Annotated in this window: 12 protein-coding genes; 6 read left to right on the top strand and 6 right to left on the bottom strand. The window is 62.5% G+C overall.

The features are described from left to right. Positions 1–97 precede the first annotated feature (97 nt). On the bottom strand, positions 98–1,561 hold the full coding sequence (gene zwf / locus PQR54_RS25910; RefSeq protein WP_408250669.1) for a glucose-6-phosphate dehydrogenase: 1,464 nt from the start codon (positions 1,559–1,561) through the stop codon (positions 98–100). Between the two features lie 541 nt (positions 1,562–2,102). On the opposite strand from zwf, the gene PQR54_RS25905 reads away from it, so the two are divergent. The 4 genes from PQR54_RS25905 (at position 2,103) to PQR54_RS25890 (ending at position 6,553) form a co-directional block, all read left to right on the top strand. Beyond that, positions 2,103–3,350 carry an ABC transporter substrate-binding protein gene (locus PQR54_RS25905; protein WP_408250667.1) on the top strand — a complete coding sequence of 416 codons (1,248 nt, stop codon included), beginning with the start codon at positions 2,103–2,105 and terminating at the stop codon, positions 3,348–3,350. A gap of 201 nt (positions 3,351–3,551) precedes the next feature. Beyond that, the gene (locus PQR54_RS25900; RefSeq protein ID WP_408250666.1) at positions 3,552–4,490 is read left to right on the top strand and encodes a carbohydrate ABC transporter permease; all 939 of its coding nucleotides are present in this window, start codon (positions 3,552–3,554) and stop codon (positions 4,488–4,490) included. After that, positions 4,480–5,337: a carbohydrate ABC transporter permease gene (locus PQR54_RS25895; RefSeq protein ID WP_408250664.1), complete on the top strand. Its 858-nt coding sequence runs from the start codon at positions 4,480–4,482 to the stop codon at positions 5,335–5,337. Before PQR54_RS25900 ends, PQR54_RS25895 begins: the two co-directional genes overlap by 11 nt. Before the next feature lie 100 nt (positions 5,338–5,437). Then, the gene (locus PQR54_RS25890) at positions 5,438–6,553 is read left to right on the top strand and encodes an ABC transporter ATP-binding protein (protein ID WP_408250662.1); all 1,116 of its coding nucleotides are present in this window, start codon (positions 5,438–5,440) and stop codon (positions 6,551–6,553) included. Between the two features lie 90 nt (positions 6,554–6,643). Here the strand turns inward: PQR54_RS25890 and PQR54_RS25885 are convergent, their stop codons facing one another. Both PQR54_RS25885 and PQR54_RS25880 read right to left on the bottom strand, forming a co-directional pair. After that, positions 6,644–7,561: a LysR family transcriptional regulator gene (locus PQR54_RS25885; RefSeq protein WP_012432081.1), complete on the bottom strand. Its 918-nt coding sequence runs from the start codon at positions 7,559–7,561 to the stop codon at positions 6,644–6,646. Positions 7,562–7,698: 137 nt separating this feature from the next. After that, positions 7,699–8,358 carry a glutathione S-transferase family protein gene (locus tag PQR54_RS25880; RefSeq protein ID WP_408250660.1) on the bottom strand — a complete coding sequence of 220 codons (660 nt, stop codon included), beginning with the start codon at positions 8,356–8,358 and terminating at the stop codon, positions 7,699–7,701. Positions 8,359–8,638: 280 nt separating this feature from the next. Between PQR54_RS25880 and fliD the strand changes: the two genes are divergently transcribed. Further along, positions 8,639–10,147, top strand: coding sequence for a flagellar filament capping protein FliD (gene fliD, locus PQR54_RS25875; protein ID WP_408250658.1), 1,509 nt, complete (start codon positions 8,639–8,641; stop codon positions 10,145–10,147). Between the two features lie 66 nt (positions 10,148–10,213). On the opposite strand, the gene PQR54_RS25870 is transcribed toward fliD, so the two are convergent. The 3 genes from PQR54_RS25870 to trxB all read right to left on the bottom strand — a co-directional run bounded on the left by PQR54_RS25870 (position 10,214) and on the right by trxB (position 12,797). Further along, positions 10,214–10,834, bottom strand: coding sequence for a trimeric intracellular cation channel family protein (locus PQR54_RS25870; RefSeq protein ID WP_106306861.1), 621 nt, complete (start codon positions 10,832–10,834; stop codon positions 10,214–10,216). Positions 10,835–10,847: 13 nt separating this feature from the next. Next, entirely contained in the window at positions 10,848–11,606 is a 759-nt protein-coding gene (locus tag PQR54_RS25865; protein ID WP_408250656.1) for a Smr/MutS family protein, read from the bottom strand. A 189-nt stretch (positions 11,607–11,795) separates the two neighbouring features. Continuing rightward, positions 11,796–12,797: a thioredoxin-disulfide reductase gene (gene trxB / locus PQR54_RS25860; protein WP_408250654.1), complete on the bottom strand. Its 1,002-nt coding sequence runs from the start codon at positions 12,795–12,797 to the stop codon at positions 11,796–11,798. Positions 12,798–13,138: 341 nt separating this feature from the next. On the opposite strand from trxB, the gene PQR54_RS25855 reads away from it, so the two are divergent. After that, positions 13,139–15,451 carry a DNA translocase FtsK gene (locus tag PQR54_RS25855; protein ID WP_408250652.1) on the top strand — a complete coding sequence of 771 codons (2,313 nt, stop codon included), beginning with the start codon at positions 13,139–13,141 and terminating at the stop codon, positions 15,449–15,451. The last annotated feature ends 59 nt before the right edge of the window (positions 15,452–15,510 follow it).

Below are 15,510 nucleotides of genomic sequence, written 5' to 3'. Positions count from 1 at the left end.
AGGCGCCCTCGTGATACCGGCGCCATTCCATTCAGTTCGTCGGTGGGTCTTACGGGCGCCACGTCATATTCCATTCAATACGACGTACCGCCGTGATTCAATTCTCTTCTTCGAGCCAGCAGGTGCCGTGCTGCGCGAGCATCGCGCTCGATGCAGCCGGTCCCCACGTGCCCGATGCGTACGGCTTGGGCGGCTTGTTCGACGCCTTCCATTCGTTCAGGATCGGTTCGACCCAGCGCCATGCGGCTTCCTGCTCGTCGCGCCGCACAAACAGCGCGAGGCGGCCGTTGATGACGTCGAGCAGCAATCGCTGATACGCCTCCATCTGTCCTTCGCGGAAGAACTGGTCGAACGCGAGGTCGAGGTGGACGCTGGCGAGGTTCATGCCTTCGCCGGGTTGCTTCGCGAGACAGTAGAGGCGAATGGTTTCGTTCGGCTGCAGGCGGATCACCAGACGATTCGCGCCGGCGCGCAATGCGGAAGCGCCGAGCGCCGAATGTGGCACTGCACGAAAGTTCACCACGATCTCGGCGACGCGATCGGCGAGGCGCTTGCCGGTGCGCAGGAAAAACGGCACGCCGGCCCAACGCCAGTTTTCGATCTCGACCTTCAGCGCAACGAACGTTTCGGTCGCGCTTTCAGGCTTCACGCCGGGCTCCGTTGCATACGCCGGCACGGCAGTGCCGCGGATCACGCCCGAATGATACTGCCCGCGCACGGCAACCTTGCCGATATCGCGCGGATCGATGGGCTTCAAAGCGCGCAGCACGCGCAGCTTTTCGTCACGCACCGAATCCGAATCCATGGAGTGCGGCGGTTCCATCGCTACGATGGAAAGCAGTTGCAGCAAATGGTTCTGCACCATGTCGCGCAACGCGCCGGTGTTGTCGTAGAAGTCGCCGCGCGCTTCCACGCCGAGTTCTTCGGCAATCGTGATCTGAATGCTCTCGACCCACTCGCGACGCCACAGCGGCTCGAACAGCGCATTGCCGAAGCGCAGCGCCAGCAGGTTCTGCACCGGTTCTTTACCGAGGTAGTGGTCGATCCGATAGATCTGTTCTTCAGCGAAGATTTCGCCGACCGCATCATTAATTGCATTCGACGACTTGAGGTCGTAGCCGAGCGGCTTTTCCAGCACGATGCGCGAATTCGCGTTCAGTCCAACCGATGCCAGCGCATGGCAGATCGGCACGAACAGCGACGGGCCTGTAGCCAGATAGAACACGCGGATACCAGGCAAGTCCTGGATGGCGTCGCGTAAATGCACGAAGTCTTCCGCTTTGCCGAGGTCGATGTTCACGAACTCGATGCGCTCCAGAAAGCTCGCCCATGCCGATTCATCCACACCGTTCTTCGACACATGCGGTTTGACGTGCTCGTTTACCCATTGGATGTACTCGCCGCGATCCGTTGCATGCCGCGCCACCGCGACGATCTTGCCACTGTCGGCCAGCATGCCGCCTGCACGGTGTGCTTCAAACAGTGCGGGCAGGATCTTGCGCATCGACAGATCGCCGGTGCCGCCGAAGAGAACGAAGGTGAAGCTTGAATCGGTTTGCATGAGTCTCCGTCGATGTCCTGGGGCCGCGGAAGGTGAGCGAAAGCGCGACCGTAGTCCGATAAAATATTTTTTGACACTGAATTGTAGTTTAACTACAATCCAAATCAAGAGGTAGCGCTAATTCGATGAAAAAAGCGTGCGCTAAGCGTCAAGATGCGCGTTTTCCCGAATCGGCAGGCGTCCCCTGCATGTTAACGGACATTGCGTGTCGGCACGTGCCAGCATGCCCCGGCGGCCTTTACGGAATGCCGGGGAGTTGAGCGGCCGGCAGGGTCGGCACCAGGTTGACGTGCAAGGCACCTCGAGTCTGCCGCGCGAAACGCGGGCAGGCAAAAATCAAAAGAGGAGACAGTCAGTTGCATCCCGAACCACTCATCTCTTGAGCTTCCAGCGGCCGGACATTGGTCCGCCGGCACATGCCTCGCGCATGCGCCCGACCGTGCTCGATCGCCCAGTGTTTTGCCTGTTTGAACCAACCACAGCACCCTGGCGACATCAGGGGCCATTTGTTTTTTGTTCAGGTGTCTGGAGGAGATAAGCAATGAAATTTCGCGCGATCATGGGCGCTTTGTGCGCCGCAGGTCTGATGTGTGGCGTCTCGGCCGTGCAAGCCGCCGAGTCGATCGAAGTGTTGCACTGGTGGACCTCGGGCGGCGAATCGAAAGCCGTCGGCGTCCTCAAGGACGACATGACGAAGCAAGGTTACACGTGGAAGGACTTCGCGGTTGCGGGTGGCGCCGGCGCGGCTGCCATGACGGCACTCAAGACGCAGGTGATCTCGGGCAACGCGCCGAGCGCTGCGCAGATCAAGGGTCCGCTGATCCAGGACTGGGCGCAGCAAGGCGTGCTCGTGCCGATCGACTCGGCCGCTGGCGACTGGAAGAAGAACCTGCCGCCCGAAATCGACAAGATCATGCACGCGGACGGTCACTATGTTGCCGCGCCGTTCTCGGTGCACCGCGTGAACTGGCTGTACATCAACAAGGCAGCGCTGGACAAGGCGGGCGGCAAGGCGCCGACCACGTGGCCTGAGTTCTTCGCGGTGGCCGACAAGATGAAGGCCGCGGGCATCCAGCCGATCGCGATGGGTGGCCAGCCGTGGCAAGACCTGACGCTGTGGGAAGACGTCGTGCTGTCGCAAGGCGCGGGCTTCTACAAGAAGGCGCTGGTCGACCTCGACGAGAAGACGCTGACGTCGGATCAGATGGTCGGCGTGTTCGACACGGTCCGCAAGATTCAGGGTTACTTCGACGCGGGCCGTACTGGTCGTGACTGGAACCTGGCAACGGCCATGGTCATCAATGGCAAGGCCGGTATGCAGTTCATGGGCGACTGGGCGAAGGGCGAATTCGCCAACGCCGGCAAGAAGTCGGGCTCGGACTACATCTGCGCCGCTGTGCCGGGCACGGAAAAGTCCTACACGTTCAACGTCGACTCGTTCGTGTTCTTCCAGCAGAAGGGCCAAAAGGCGGCAACGCCGGGTCAACTCGCACTGGCGAAGACGATCATGTCGCCGGAGTTCCAGGAACAGTTCAGCCTGAACAAGGGTTCCATCCCGGTTCGTCTGGGCGTGTCGATGGCCAAGTTCGACGACTGCGCGAAGAAGTCGTACGCGGATGAACAAGTGGCGATCAAGTCGGGCGGCTATGTGCCTTCGCTGGCACACGGCATGGCGCAACCGGATGCAGCAGCCGGTGCGATCTCGGACGTGGTCACGAAGTTCATGAACTCGCAGCAGGATTCGAAGAGCGCAGTTGCCGCGCTCGCGAAGGCAGCGAAGACCAAGTAAGTTGCGTCAAACGAAGCGGCGCGCCCGGCGGTTCAGCAACGGGCGTCGGGCGCGCCCTTCGTGTCGCTGATTGCCGGGGTTTTACTCGTTGCATGGCAGGCGGCTTCACCCTGGTTTCATAGAGTCACATCTATGTCGCTACGGCCTCGCGTTTTTTCAGCGTGAAGGTCCCGGCGGCACAGTTTCAGCAGGAGTCGAGTAGTGACTGCTTCTATCAGCGGAAACGGGAAAACGGCCACCGTGACCCGCCGCACGTCGCCGATGGCGGCCCTTGCCGATCGCTGGATTCCGAAGCTGGTGCTCGCACCCAGCGTCGTGATCAGCCTGATCTTCGTGTATGGCTTCATCGCCATTACCGGCTTTCTGTCGCTGTCCAATTCGCGACTGATGCCACGTTATGAATTTGTCGGTCTCGATCGTTATCGCGAGCTGTTCGATAACGACGTGTTCTGGACGTCGGCTGCCAACCTCGGCTGGTTCGGCATCCCGTTCATCGGTATCTGTATCGGTCTCGGTCTGTTCCTCGCGATCCTGCTCGATCAGCAGATCCGCAACGAAGGCGCGCTGCGCGCCGTGTTCCTGTACCCGATGGCGCTCTCGTTCATCGTGACGGGTACGGCGTGGCAATGGATCATGACGCCGAGCATCGGCCTCGAGAAGGTGTTCCACGACTGGGGCTGGACGAGCTTTTCGTTCGGCTGGTTGGGCGACCCGGACAAGGCGATCTTCTGCGTCGTGATCGCGGCCGTGTGGCAATCCGTCGGCTTCGTGATGGCGCTGTTCCTCGCGGGCTTGCGCGGCGTGGACGGTGAAATTTTCAAGGCCGCGCAGATGGACGGCGCGGGCTTGCCCACCATCTATCGCAAGATCGTGATTCCGAGCATGCGTCCGGTGTTCTTCTCCGTGCTGCTGATTCTCTGCCACATCACGATCAAGACCTTCGACCTGGTCGTTGCTTTGACCGCGGGCGGTCCGGGCACGTCTTCGTCGCTGCCGGCTATTTTCATGTACACGTTTTCGTTCAATCGCGGGCAGCTGGGCGTCGGCGCGGCATCGTCGATGATGATGCTCGCCACTGTCGTAGCCGTGCTCGTGCCGCTGATGTATCTGGAATCGAGGAGCACCCGCAATGCAGCCTAAGATGACGATCAGCCGTGCCGTCATTTATGCGGCCTTGTTTCTGTTCGCCCTGTATTTCCTGTTCCCGCTGTACGTGATGCTGTCCACGTCGTTCAAGGACATCGATCAACTGCGCACGGGCAACCTGCTCACGCCGCCTACCCACTGGACCATCGAACCGTGGATCAAGGCATGGAGCGGCGCCTGCACGGGCGTGCGTTGCGACGGTATGCAGCCGTTCTTCATGAACTCGGTGCGGATGGTGATTCCCGCCGTGCTGATCTCGTCGATCATCGGCGCGTTCAACGGTTATGTGCTCACGCACTGGCGTTTTCGTGGCGCGGATCCGATCTTCACGATGATCCTGGTCGGCTGTTTCATTCCGTTCCAGGCGATCCTGCTGCCGATGGCGCGCTTCGAAGGCTTTCTCGGCCTGTCGAACACGACGACCGGTCTGGTGGTCGTGCACGTGATCTACGGTATCGCCTTCACCACGATGTTCTTCCGCAACTTTTACGTCAGCATTCCGGCTGAACTCGTGAAGGCGGCGCGTATCGACGGCGCGGGTTTCTTCACGATCTTCACGAAGATTCTGCTGCCGGTTTCGCTGCCGATTTTCATGGTGTGCCTGATCTGGCAATTCACGCAGATCTGGAATGACTTCCTGTTCGGTATCGTGTTTTCCGGCGTCGATTCGATGCCGATCACGGTGGCGCTGAACAACCTCGTGAACACCTCGACCGGCGTGAAGGAATACAACGTGGACATGGCCGGCGCGATCATCGCCGCGCTGCCCACGCTGCTGGTGTACATCATCGCCGGACGCTATTTCGTGCGCGGTCTGACGGCGGGCGCAGTGAAGGGCTAGACGCCAGGCTAAACCATCCGAGCGCGGCGGCGCTTCATGAAGCGCCGCCGTCACCCGAAGACGTTTTCAAGCAGTACCAGAGACAAAGAGGATTCACAGCATGGCAAGCCTTTCCATCCGTGACGTGTACAAGACTTACCCGAACGGGGTGCCGGTTCTGAAGGGTGTCAACATCGACATCGAAGACGGCCAGTTCCTGATTCTGGTCGGCGGTTCGGGCTGCGGCAAGTCGACGCTGCTCAACATGATTGCCGGCCTCGAAACCGTGACCAAGGGCGAGATCCAGATCGACGGCAAGACGGTGAACAACCTGTCGCCGAAAGATCGCGACATCGCGATGGTGTTCCAGTCGTATGCGCTGTATCCGTCCATGACGGTGCGCGAGAACATCTCGTTCGGTCTGAACATCCGTAAGGTGCCGAAGAACGAGCAGACGCAGATCGTCGACCGCGTGTCGAACACGCTGCAGATCACGCACCTGCTCGACCGCAAGCCGGGTCAACTGTCCGGCGGCCAGCGTCAGCGCGTGGCCATGGGCCGTGCCCTGGCGCGCGATCCGGTGATGTTCCTGTTCGACGAACCGCTGTCGAACCTCGACGCGAAGCTGCGTATCGAGATGCGTTCGGAAATCAAGCTGCTGCATCAGCGCCTCGGCACGACGATCGTCTACGTGACGCACGATCAGATCGAAGCGATGACACTCGGCGACCGCATCGCGGTGATGAAAGACGGCATCGTGCAGCAGTTCGGCGCACCGCAGGAAATCTACGACTCGCCGTCGAACCTGTTCGTGGCCGGCTTCATCGGCGCGCCGCCGATGAACTTCATCCAGGGCAAGCTGGTGGAGCAGGGCGCGGGCGTCGCGCTCGAACTGGATACGGGTGTTGCACGCACGGCGGTGAATCTGCCGTTCGACTCGGCGAGGGTGAAGTCGCATGTCGGCCGCGAGGTGATTCTAGGCCTGCGTCCGGAGCGCATCACCGACGCGCGCGGCGCGCATGGCGACAACGCGAAGCTGCAGCCGATCGAAGTGAAAGTCGACGTGATCGAGCCGACCGGTCCGGACACGCTGGTGTTCGCGCAGGTCAACGGCAAGCGCATCGTGAGCCGCGTGCACCCGGCGTCGAATCCGCAACCGCTGACGAACACGACGCTGTTGTTCGATACGTCGAAGGCGGTGCTGTTCGATCCGTCGAACGAAGAGCGGATTGCCTGATCGCGAAGTTTTGCTGCTTTCGTTGCAATAGAAAAGAAACCCCATGCGTCTCACGACGCATGGGGTTTTGTCGTTTTGCGGGTTTAGGTTTTACTGCTCGGTAATGCGCAGGTCCGGATTGTTGCGCGCCAGTTCGGTCACCCACTCAATGAAAGCACGCAGCCGTGAACTCAGATTGCGGCGATGCGCGTAGAGCACCGACAGCGGCGTGCCCGGGCTCGTGTAGCCGGTGAGGATTTCCTTCAGCGCGCCTTGCGCGATCAGATCGGCGACCATGAAGCGCGACGGCTGAATGATGCCGTGCCCGAGCGCGGCCGCGCCGATATAGACCGAGCCGTCGTTCACCGCGAGTACGCTTTTAAGCGACACTTTGGCGATCTCGCCGTCCACCTGGTATTCGAACGGGAACGTTCTGCCGGTGCGCGCGGACACGTAATTAACCGCGCGGTGCTCGCTCAATTCTTCGAGCGTGGTCGGCTCGCCGTATTTCTCCAGATACGCCGGCGACGCGCACGTGACGATCCGCGCCTGGCCGATCCGTCGAGCGACGAGACTCGACTCTTCCGGCGTGCCCATGCGGATCACGCAATCCACGCCGTCCTGAATCAGATCGATGTTGCGGTCGGCGAGGCCGAGCCGTACGTCGATCTCCGGGTATTGCCGATAGAAATCGTCGAGCGCGGGCAGCAGCAGCGCGCGGGCCAAGGTGCCGGACGTATCCACGCGGATCGTGCCGGCCGGATTCTCGCGCTTGTTCGACAGCGACGATTCGGCGTCGGTGACTTCGGCGAGGATGCGCACGCAGCGTTCGTAGAACAGCGCGCCGTCTTCGGTGACGCTGACCTGGCGCGTCGAACGATTCAGCAGACGCACGCCGACGTGTTCCTCCAGCGCCTGGATGGTACGGCTCACTTTGGCGCGCGGCAGGTCGAGCGACTCGGAAACTTTGGTGAAGCTGTTCGCCTCGACCACACGCGTGAATATCTCCATGGCTTCGAAACGGTCCATGTTTTGCCTTAAGGTTGATTGGCGGAAGTAGGTTTCGAAGTGAAGTGTATAGGTTGGAAAAATTGTTGTCGCAAACCGTTAGGGTCGACGTGGCGCGGGCGCTCGTCTTTTGCGCGACACGAGCGCGCGGCCGTTCGTCAATCCCGGTCCGGCGCGCCGAGTGGGAAGTACGCGCGATACGGGCGCGCTTCGTCCACCGCGCGGGCAAACGACGGCCGCGCCAGCAGGCGCTTGCGGTAGGCGAGCACGTGCGGGAACGCCGGGCCGATGGCGTGCGTCCAGTCGGCGTAAAACAGGAACGGCGCGGCGCCGCAATCGGCGAGACTGAAGGCGTCTCCCGCCGCCCATTCGCGTTCCGCCATCACCTTGTCCAGCCAGCCGTACGCGGTGTCGAGCATGGCGCGCGCATCGGCGACGGCGTGCGGGTCGCGCTCCGCCTCGGGACGCATGCTGTCGTAGACGATCTTTTGCTGCGGCGTCGAAATGTAGTTGTCGAAGAAGCGGTCCATGCTGCGCACTTCCAGCGCGGCGCGGGCGTCGGCTGGCAGCAGCGACACCGGGCCGGGGTGATAAAGGCCCAGGTACTCGATGATGATGCTCGCCTCCATCACGGTCCGGCTGCCGTCCACTAGCACCGGAAAGCGCTTGATCGGCCACAGCGCGGCGAATTCGGCCATGACTTGCGGGTCGTCGTGCGCCAGCAGGCGCAGCTCGAATGGCGTGCCGTTTTCGTAGAGCGCGGTCAAAACCTTCTGGCAGTAGGACGAGAAGGGATGGGCGTAGAGCTTCAGGGTCATCGTGGTCACCTTGAATGGTCGGTGAGTTGCTGTGGCAGGAGAACGGCCGGAGCGGCCGTTTTATCCCACGACGAGCGGGAGCCGCGCAAATCGACACCCACGACGCTTGCTCTAACCAACATTCGCTACGTTAAAACGTCACAAAACTATGAAGAAAGATGGTGTAACATTTGAAAACTTTGTAAGAGACGCCGACGTGACCGGATAAATGGCGCAACAGAAGCAGCCCGGGACGTCGCTTAACGAATAACGAAAAAATTCGACGTACGGGGAGCTTCACATGTCTAGCATCACGTCCTCGGTGAATAGCGCGACGGCCAACGCGCAAAGCCAGGTCCAGCAAGCAGCGCAATCCATTATCAGCGGCTCGACCGGCAATTCGTCGATGGATGTCTCGACCCTGGTCTCGGCGCTCGTCAACGCCAAAACGGCGGGGCAGGCGGCGTCGCTGCAGGCCAGGCAGACCAGCGACAACACCACCTTGTCCGCGTATGGCGCGCTCACTTCGGCGCTGTCCGCCTTGCAGGCGGCGATCAAGAATCTGTCGGACGGGACCACGCTGTCCACCTTCGCGGCCACTGCGAGCGGCAAGGGCCTGGACCCGAAAGCGGGCCCCGGCGCGGTGGCCGGCAGCTATTCGATCGACGTGACGCAGATCGCCTCGTCGCAGAGTCTTGCGTCGGCGGCGTTCGGCGCGACAACGCAACTCGGCACCGGCACGTTGACGATCTCGGTGGGCGGCAAGTCGATCGACGTCTCCATCGACAGCACCAACAACACGTTGAGCGGTATTGCCAGCGCGATCAACAAGGCGTCCAACAATCCGGGCGTCACGGCGACGATCGTGACCGGCACCGGCGGCGCTCACCTCGTGCTGCGCTCGGCCAGCACCGGCTCGGCCAATACGATCAACGTGGCCACCAGCAACGTGCAGAACGACGCGGGCCTGTCGAGCCTCGGCGTGACCTCGACACCCGGCGCGAACGGCGGGGCGTCCACGATCGTGTCGTCGGACGCCGGCAATGCGTGGCGTCAAAGCGAAGTCGCGCAGGACGCGTTGGTGACCATCGGCGGGATTGCGGCGCGCAGTGCCAACAACGCCGTCACCGACGCAATTGCCGGCGTTACGCTGAATCTGTCGGCCGCGTCGGTCGGCAATCCGCAAACGCTGACGATCGCGCCCGATACCACCGCGCAGAACACGGCCATCACGAACTTCGCCAACCTGTACAACACGGTGGTCACCACGATCAGCAAGTTGTCCTCGTACGACAAAACGTCGAAGACGGGCGGTGCATTGCTCGGCGACTCCACGCTGCTTACTGTCAAGAACGCGTTGGCGTCGATCGTCGCCGGTGGGGTGGGTAAGGGCGCTTCGGTGGTGAGCCTTGGGCACATCGGCATCACGCTGAAGGGCGACCCCGCCGACGGCACGCTGGTCGTCGACAACGCGAAACTCACCACGGCGCTCAACACCAGCCCGGCGCAAGTTGCCGCGCTGTTCAACTCGACCGACGGCGTCGGCGCCAAATTGAGCAAGAGCATCGATGAGTTCACGCGGACGGGCGGCATCATCGACACGCGCAACAACGCGCTCACCGCCGACCTGAAGAGCGTCACCGCGCAGCAGACCAAGCTGAGCGACTACGCCACGCAATTGACGAAGCAGTATCAAAGCCAGTTCACCGCGCTGAACACGTTGATGGCGACCATGAACAACAACTCGGCCTACCTGACGGCGCTGTTCGGCGGCTCGAAGAGCGCGGGCGCGCTGGCGACCAACAAGTAGTTCGAATGAGGCGGCGGCGCGTTGCCTGTTCGCGGGCGATGCGCCGCCGCCTGGCGATTCATGCGATCAATGCGGCAAGCGCACATTGAACCGGAATGTCGCGAGCCGTGCGAGCAGGATGAAGGCGGTGGCGATCAGCACGCTGTAGACCGTGTCGAAATCGATGTAGTCCAGCAGCACATACAGCCAGCAGCCCACGAACGCACACGTGGCGTACGGCCGCGAGTCGCGCAGAATCAGCGGCACTTCGTTGCACAGCACGTCGCGAATCACGCCGCCGAATACGCCCGTCAGCACACCCATCATCACCGAGGTGAACCACGGCATTTGCGCATCGTGCGCGATCGACGTGCCGCCTATGCTGAACAGCCCCAGCCCGATCGCATCCGCGACCAGCAGTACCCGCTCGGAAAAGAGCCGCGAGGTCATTTTCAGGAGAGTCGGCGCGAACAGCGACATCACGAAGATCGCGATCAGATAATCCTGATGCTCGACCCAGTAGAAGGGCCGCCGCTCCAGCAACACGTCGCGCAACGTGCCTCCGCCGAAGGCCGTGGCGATCGCCACCAGAAACGTGCCCACGGCGTCGAGGCGGCGGGTTTTGGCTTCGATGAAACCGGAAATGGCGTACGCGAAAATCGCCAGCGCCTCCATGATGGTCAGCGCGAGCGTCAGCCTCGGATGGATCACCGTGGCTCCGTCAAACTTTGGCGTGAGCCGGCAGTGCGCCCGGCTGCAACAGCACGACCACCGCGCCGGCGCCGCCGTCGTGCGGACGCGCCTGGCAGAACGCGATGACCTCGGACTTCTGCACGAGCCACGCGCGCACTTTGCCCTTCAGTACGGGTTCCTTGCCGATCGATCCCAGGCCCTTGCCGTGAATCACGCGCAAACACCGCAAGCCGCGCTTCACCGACTCGCGGATGAATTCCGCGAGTGCCTCGCGCGCCTCTTCGCGCCGCATGCCGTGCAGGTCGATTTGCGCCTGCACGATCCAGTCGCCGCGCCGCAGTTTGCGCACGACTTCCTGACTCACGCCGGGGCGGCAGTAGGACAGCGTCTCGTCGGTTTCGAGCAGGATTTCCGGGTCGAACTCGTCGGAGATTGCTTCGTGCAGCACGGCTTCTTCGTCGAGTTTGGTTTGCACCGGCAGCGGCGGCGGAGGATTGCGCGGCAACGTGGCGCGCGGCGGCACCGCTAGCGGCGCCACCTCACCGATCTCGCGGCGAAACAGATCGGCGTCCGCCGAGGCTTCGCGCTGAGCGACCGCGGCGGCTACCCGTTCGCGCTCGCGCCGCTGCGTGTCGACTTTGAGCGCATCGCGCAGCGCACCGAGGCCGGCGAGGCCAGCCGCCGGATCGAGCTTCGGCTTGGCGGCGGGAGCAGCCGGTTCGGGCGCGGGCCGCGCGACCGCTCGCGCGCGCTTCGGTTCGCTCGGATGGGGCTGGTTCTTCGGCATATGGAGTAAGACACGCAGAAAAAGTGGTTCGGTCGCGCGAGGTTTTCTTGCTACCGGAAGACCTGAATGCAAAAAGGCCGCCGGCTTGGCAGCCGCGGCCTTCTTTCAAGCCGGCGGCCGGGTCATGCCCAGCCGCCATTTTACCGTCGCGCTAACTTTCCAGACCGGTTCGCAAACCGGCGCGGGCGATTAACGCTCGGCTTCCTGGCTCATTGCATGCTCGCCGGCCATCTCGTCGATGGTTTCCAGATAGCGTTGCGCGTCGAGCGCGGCCATACAACCCGTGCCGGCGCTGGTGATCGCCTGACGGTACACGTGGTCCTGCACGTCGCCCGCAGCGAACACGCCGGCTACGCTAGTCGCCGTAGCAAAACCGTTCAGGCCGCCCTTGGTGATGATGTAGCCGTTCTTCATCTCCAGCTGGCCAGCGAAAATGTCCGTGTTCGGCTTATGGCCGATCGCCACGAAAATGCCTTGCAGCGCGATGTCTTCGGTGGCACCCGTTTTCGTGTTCTTGATCCGCAAACCGGTTACGCCGGACTGGTCGCCGGTGACTTCGTCGAGCGTGCTGTCCCACTTGATCTCGACCAGGCCTTCCTTTTCCTTCGCCAGCAAGCGGTCGATCAGGATCGGCTCGGCGCGGAACTTGTCGCGGCGATGGATCACGGTCACCTTCTTGGCGATGCCGGACAAATAGAGCGCTTCCTCGACCGCGGTATTGCCGCCGCCGATCACGGCCACATGTTGTTGCTTGTAGAAGAAGCCGTCGCAGGTGGCGCAAGCCGATATGCCCTTGCCCATGAACGCTTCTTCCGACGGCAGGCCGAGATACTGCGCCGATGCGCCGGTCGAGATGATCAGCGAGTCGCAGGTGTATTCGCCCGAGTCGCCGATCAGGCGGATCGGCTTCTCATCCAGCTTGGCCGTGTGGATGTGGTCGAAAATGATTTCGGTGTTGAAGCGCTCGGCGTGCTCCAGGAAGCGCGTCATCAGTTCCGGGCCTTGCACGCCGTTGGGGTCCGCCGGCCAGTTTTCGACGTCGGTCGTGGTCATCAGCTGGCCGCCTTGAGCCAGACCCGTGACGAGCACCGGCGCGAGGTTGGCGCGCGCCGCGTACACCGCGGCCGTGTAGCCGGCGGGACCGGAACCGAGAATCAGAACCTTGGCGTGTTTCGTGGAAGTTGCAGGCATGATCGAATCCTTTTACGGCGCCCGGCTCGCCCATGCGAGGCCGCGCGACTTGAGCTGAAACTGTAGATGGGTATCAGCGCGACATTATAAAGGGCGGGGCGCCGGCCTGCTCCATGAAGCTTTCCGATCACGCCGATAGCGTCGGCGGCGGGCCGCGCAACGCCTTTCTGTGGCCAAACGGCCAAGTTACCGTCATTTACAGCCTCGCGCGGGACACTGCGTTTACAATAGGCCGGATCGAAGTTCCCGGAAGCCGGGATCGGGCCCGAAGCCGCGCTGGGCGAGGCTTAATCACGAAACCACGACTCAGGCCGGGATCGGGCACACACGCAACAGGATCAATGGCAAAAGCTCCCTATTCCGCGAGCGCGCAGGCATTGCCGCACCGCATGTCGCGCCTCTTCACCGAAATCCGCTGGATCCTGCAGGTGGCGCTCGGCGTTTTCCTGCTCATGGCGCTCGTCAGCTACAGCCGCCGCGATCCGAGTTGGACCCATGCCGCGCAGGTCGACCATATCGCCAACTGGGCGGGCCGCGTCGGCGCGTGGACGTCGGACATTCTGCTGCTGCTGTTCGGCCTGTCCGCCTACTGGTGGATCGTGCTGCTCGGCCGCCATATCTCCGCGAACTACAAGCGCATCACCCGTCACGAGGAAGAGCAGGAAGACGCGCCGCGCGAGAGCTGGCTCGCCGACGCGTTCGCTTTCATGCTCGTGCTGCTGGCCTGCGACGGCATCGAAGCGCTGCGCATGTGGTCGCTTAAAGTGCAGCTGCCGCGCGCGCCGGGCGGTGTGATCGGCGAGGCGGTTGCGCGTGGCGTGTCGCATGCGCTGGGTTTCACGGGCGGCACGCTGGCGCTCTTGATCGTGCTCGGCATCGGTTTGTCGCTGTATTTTCGTTTTTCCTGGCTGTCGGTGTCGGAGAAGGTCGGCGAATCGATCATTTCCGCCGTGACGTTCGCCAAGCTGCGCCGTGAGGCCGGCCGCGACCGCAAGCTGGGCGAAGCGGCCGCGGTCAAGCGCGAGGGCAAGGTCGAGAAGGGCCGCGTGCGAATCGAGGAGCACGAGCCGGTCATGATCGTGCCGCCGGTCGTCACGCCGGCCAAGTCGGAGCGCGTCGAGAAGGAGCGGCAAGTGCCGCTCTTCACGGACCTGCCGGGCGACTCCACCTTGCCGCCCATCTCGCTGCTCGACGCTGCGCCCGTCGCTCAGGAAACCATTTCCGCGGATACGCTGGAATTCACTTCGCGCCTGATCGAGAAAAAGCTCAAGGACTTCGGCGTCGAAGTGAGCGTGGTCGCGGCGTATCCCGGTCCAGTGGTCACGCGTTATGAGATCGAGCCGGCCACGGGCGTGAAGGGCAGCCAGATTGTCGGTCTAGCCAAGGACCTCGCGCGTTCGCTGTCGCTCGTGTCGATTCGCGTGGTCGAAACCATTCCGGGCAAAAATTTCATGGCGTTGGAGTTGCCGAACCAGCGTCGTCAGACCGTGAGTCTCTCGGAGATTCTCGGCTCAGCGGTTTATGCCGATGCAGCGTCGCCGCTGACCATGGGTCTCGGCAAAGACATCGGCGGCAAGCCGGTATGCGCCGACCTCGCGAAGATGCCGCACTTGCTGGTGGCGGGTACGACGGGCTCGGGCAAGTCGGTCGGTATCAACGCGATGATCCTGTCGCTGCTCTATAAGGCGAGCGCTGAGCAGGTCCGCATGATCCTGATCGATCCGAAGATGCTCGAAATGAGCGTGTACGAAGGCATTCCGCATCTGCTGTGTCCGGTGGTGACGGACATGCGCCAGGCCGGTCACGCGCTCAACTGGGCGGTCGCCGAAATGGAGCGCCGCTACAAACTCATGAGCAAGCTCGGCGTGCGTAACCTCGCCGGCTACAACAACAAGATCGACGAAGCCGCCAAACGCGAAGAAAAGCTGCCGAATCCGTTCAGCCTCACGCCGGACGATCCGGAGCCGCTCACGCGTCTGCCGAACATCGTCGTGGTGATCGACGAACTGGCCGACCTGATGATGGTGGTCGGCAAGAAGGTCGAAGAGTTGATCGCGCGGATCGCGCAGAAGGCGCGTGCGGCGGGCATTCACCTGATTCTCGCGACGCAGCGTCCGTCGGTGGATGTGATCACCGGCCTCATCAAGGCCAACGTGCCGACGCGGATGGCCTTCCAGGTGTCGTCCAAGATCGACTCGCGCACGATTCTCGACCAGCAGGGCGCGGAATCGCTGCTCGGCATGGGCGACATGCTGTATCTGCCGCCGGGCAGCGGCTTGCCGGTGCGCGTGCACGGCGCGTTCGTGTCGGACGAGGAGGTGCACCGCGTCGTCGACAAACTCAAGGAACAGGGCGAGCCAAACTATATCGAGGGCATTCTCGAAGGCGGCGTGACGGGCGAGGGCGACGAAGGCTCCGCGGGCGCCGGAGGAACCGGATCGGGCGACGGCGAGTCGGACCCGTTATACGACCAGGCGGTCGATGTGGTGCTGAAGAACCGCCGTGCGTCGATCTCGCTGGTGCAGCGGCATTTGCGCATCGGTTATAACCGCGCGGCCCGGCTGCTCGAGCAGATGGAAAACTCGGGCGTGGTGTCGGCGATGTCGTCGAACGGCAATCGCGAGATTCTGGCGCCGGCGCGGGAAGCGGAATAGAACGAAGGGCAGCGAGTTCGCAGCGCGGCGGCGAATGCGCTGTCGGCTGCGAGACGCGG

Origin of the sequence: Paraburkholderia phytofirmans (genome assembly GCF_046028095.1) — a bacterium.
GTDB lineage: Bacteria > Pseudomonadota > Gammaproteobacteria > Burkholderiales > Burkholderiaceae > Paraburkholderia > Paraburkholderia phytofirmans_A.
The sequence above is the reverse complement of the archived record's forward strand: the minus strand, read 5'-3'. Positions and strand labels throughout refer to the sequence as shown.

Bases quoted from the DNA above. Each gene is read 5' to 3' on its own strand.
- PQR54_RS25865 (WP_408250656.1), bottom strand. From the start codon at position 11,606: ATGCCGAAGAACCAGCCCCATCCGAGCGAACCGAAGCGCGCGCGAGCG.
- PQR54_RS25885 (WP_012432081.1), bottom strand. From the start codon at position 7,561: ATGGACCGTTTCGAAGCCATGGAGATATTCACGCGTGTGGTCGAGGCG.
- PQR54_RS25855 (WP_408250652.1), top strand. From the start codon at position 13,139: ATGGCAAAAGCTCCCTATTCCGCGAGCGCGCAGGCATTGCCGCACCGC.
- trxB (WP_408250654.1), bottom strand. From the start codon at position 12,797: ATGCCTGCAACTTCCACGAAACACGCCAAGGTTCTGATTCTCGGTTCC.
- PQR54_RS25890 (WP_408250662.1), top strand. From the start codon at position 5,438: ATGGCAAGCCTTTCCATCCGTGACGTGTACAAGACTTACCCGAACGGG.
- PQR54_RS25895 (WP_408250664.1), top strand. From the start codon at position 4,480: ATGCAGCCTAAGATGACGATCAGCCGTGCCGTCATTTATGCGGCCTTG.
- PQR54_RS25880 (WP_408250660.1), bottom strand. From the start codon at position 8,358: ATGACCCTGAAGCTCTACGCCCATCCCTTCTCGTCCTACTGCCAGAAG.
- zwf (WP_408250669.1), bottom strand. From the start codon at position 1,561: ATGCAAACCGATTCAAGCTTCACCTTCGTTCTCTTCGGCGGCACCGGC.
- fliD (WP_408250658.1), top strand. From the start codon at position 8,639: ATGTCTAGCATCACGTCCTCGGTGAATAGCGCGACGGCCAACGCGCAA.
- PQR54_RS25905 (WP_408250667.1), top strand. From the start codon at position 2,103: ATGAAATTTCGCGCGATCATGGGCGCTTTGTGCGCCGCAGGTCTGATG.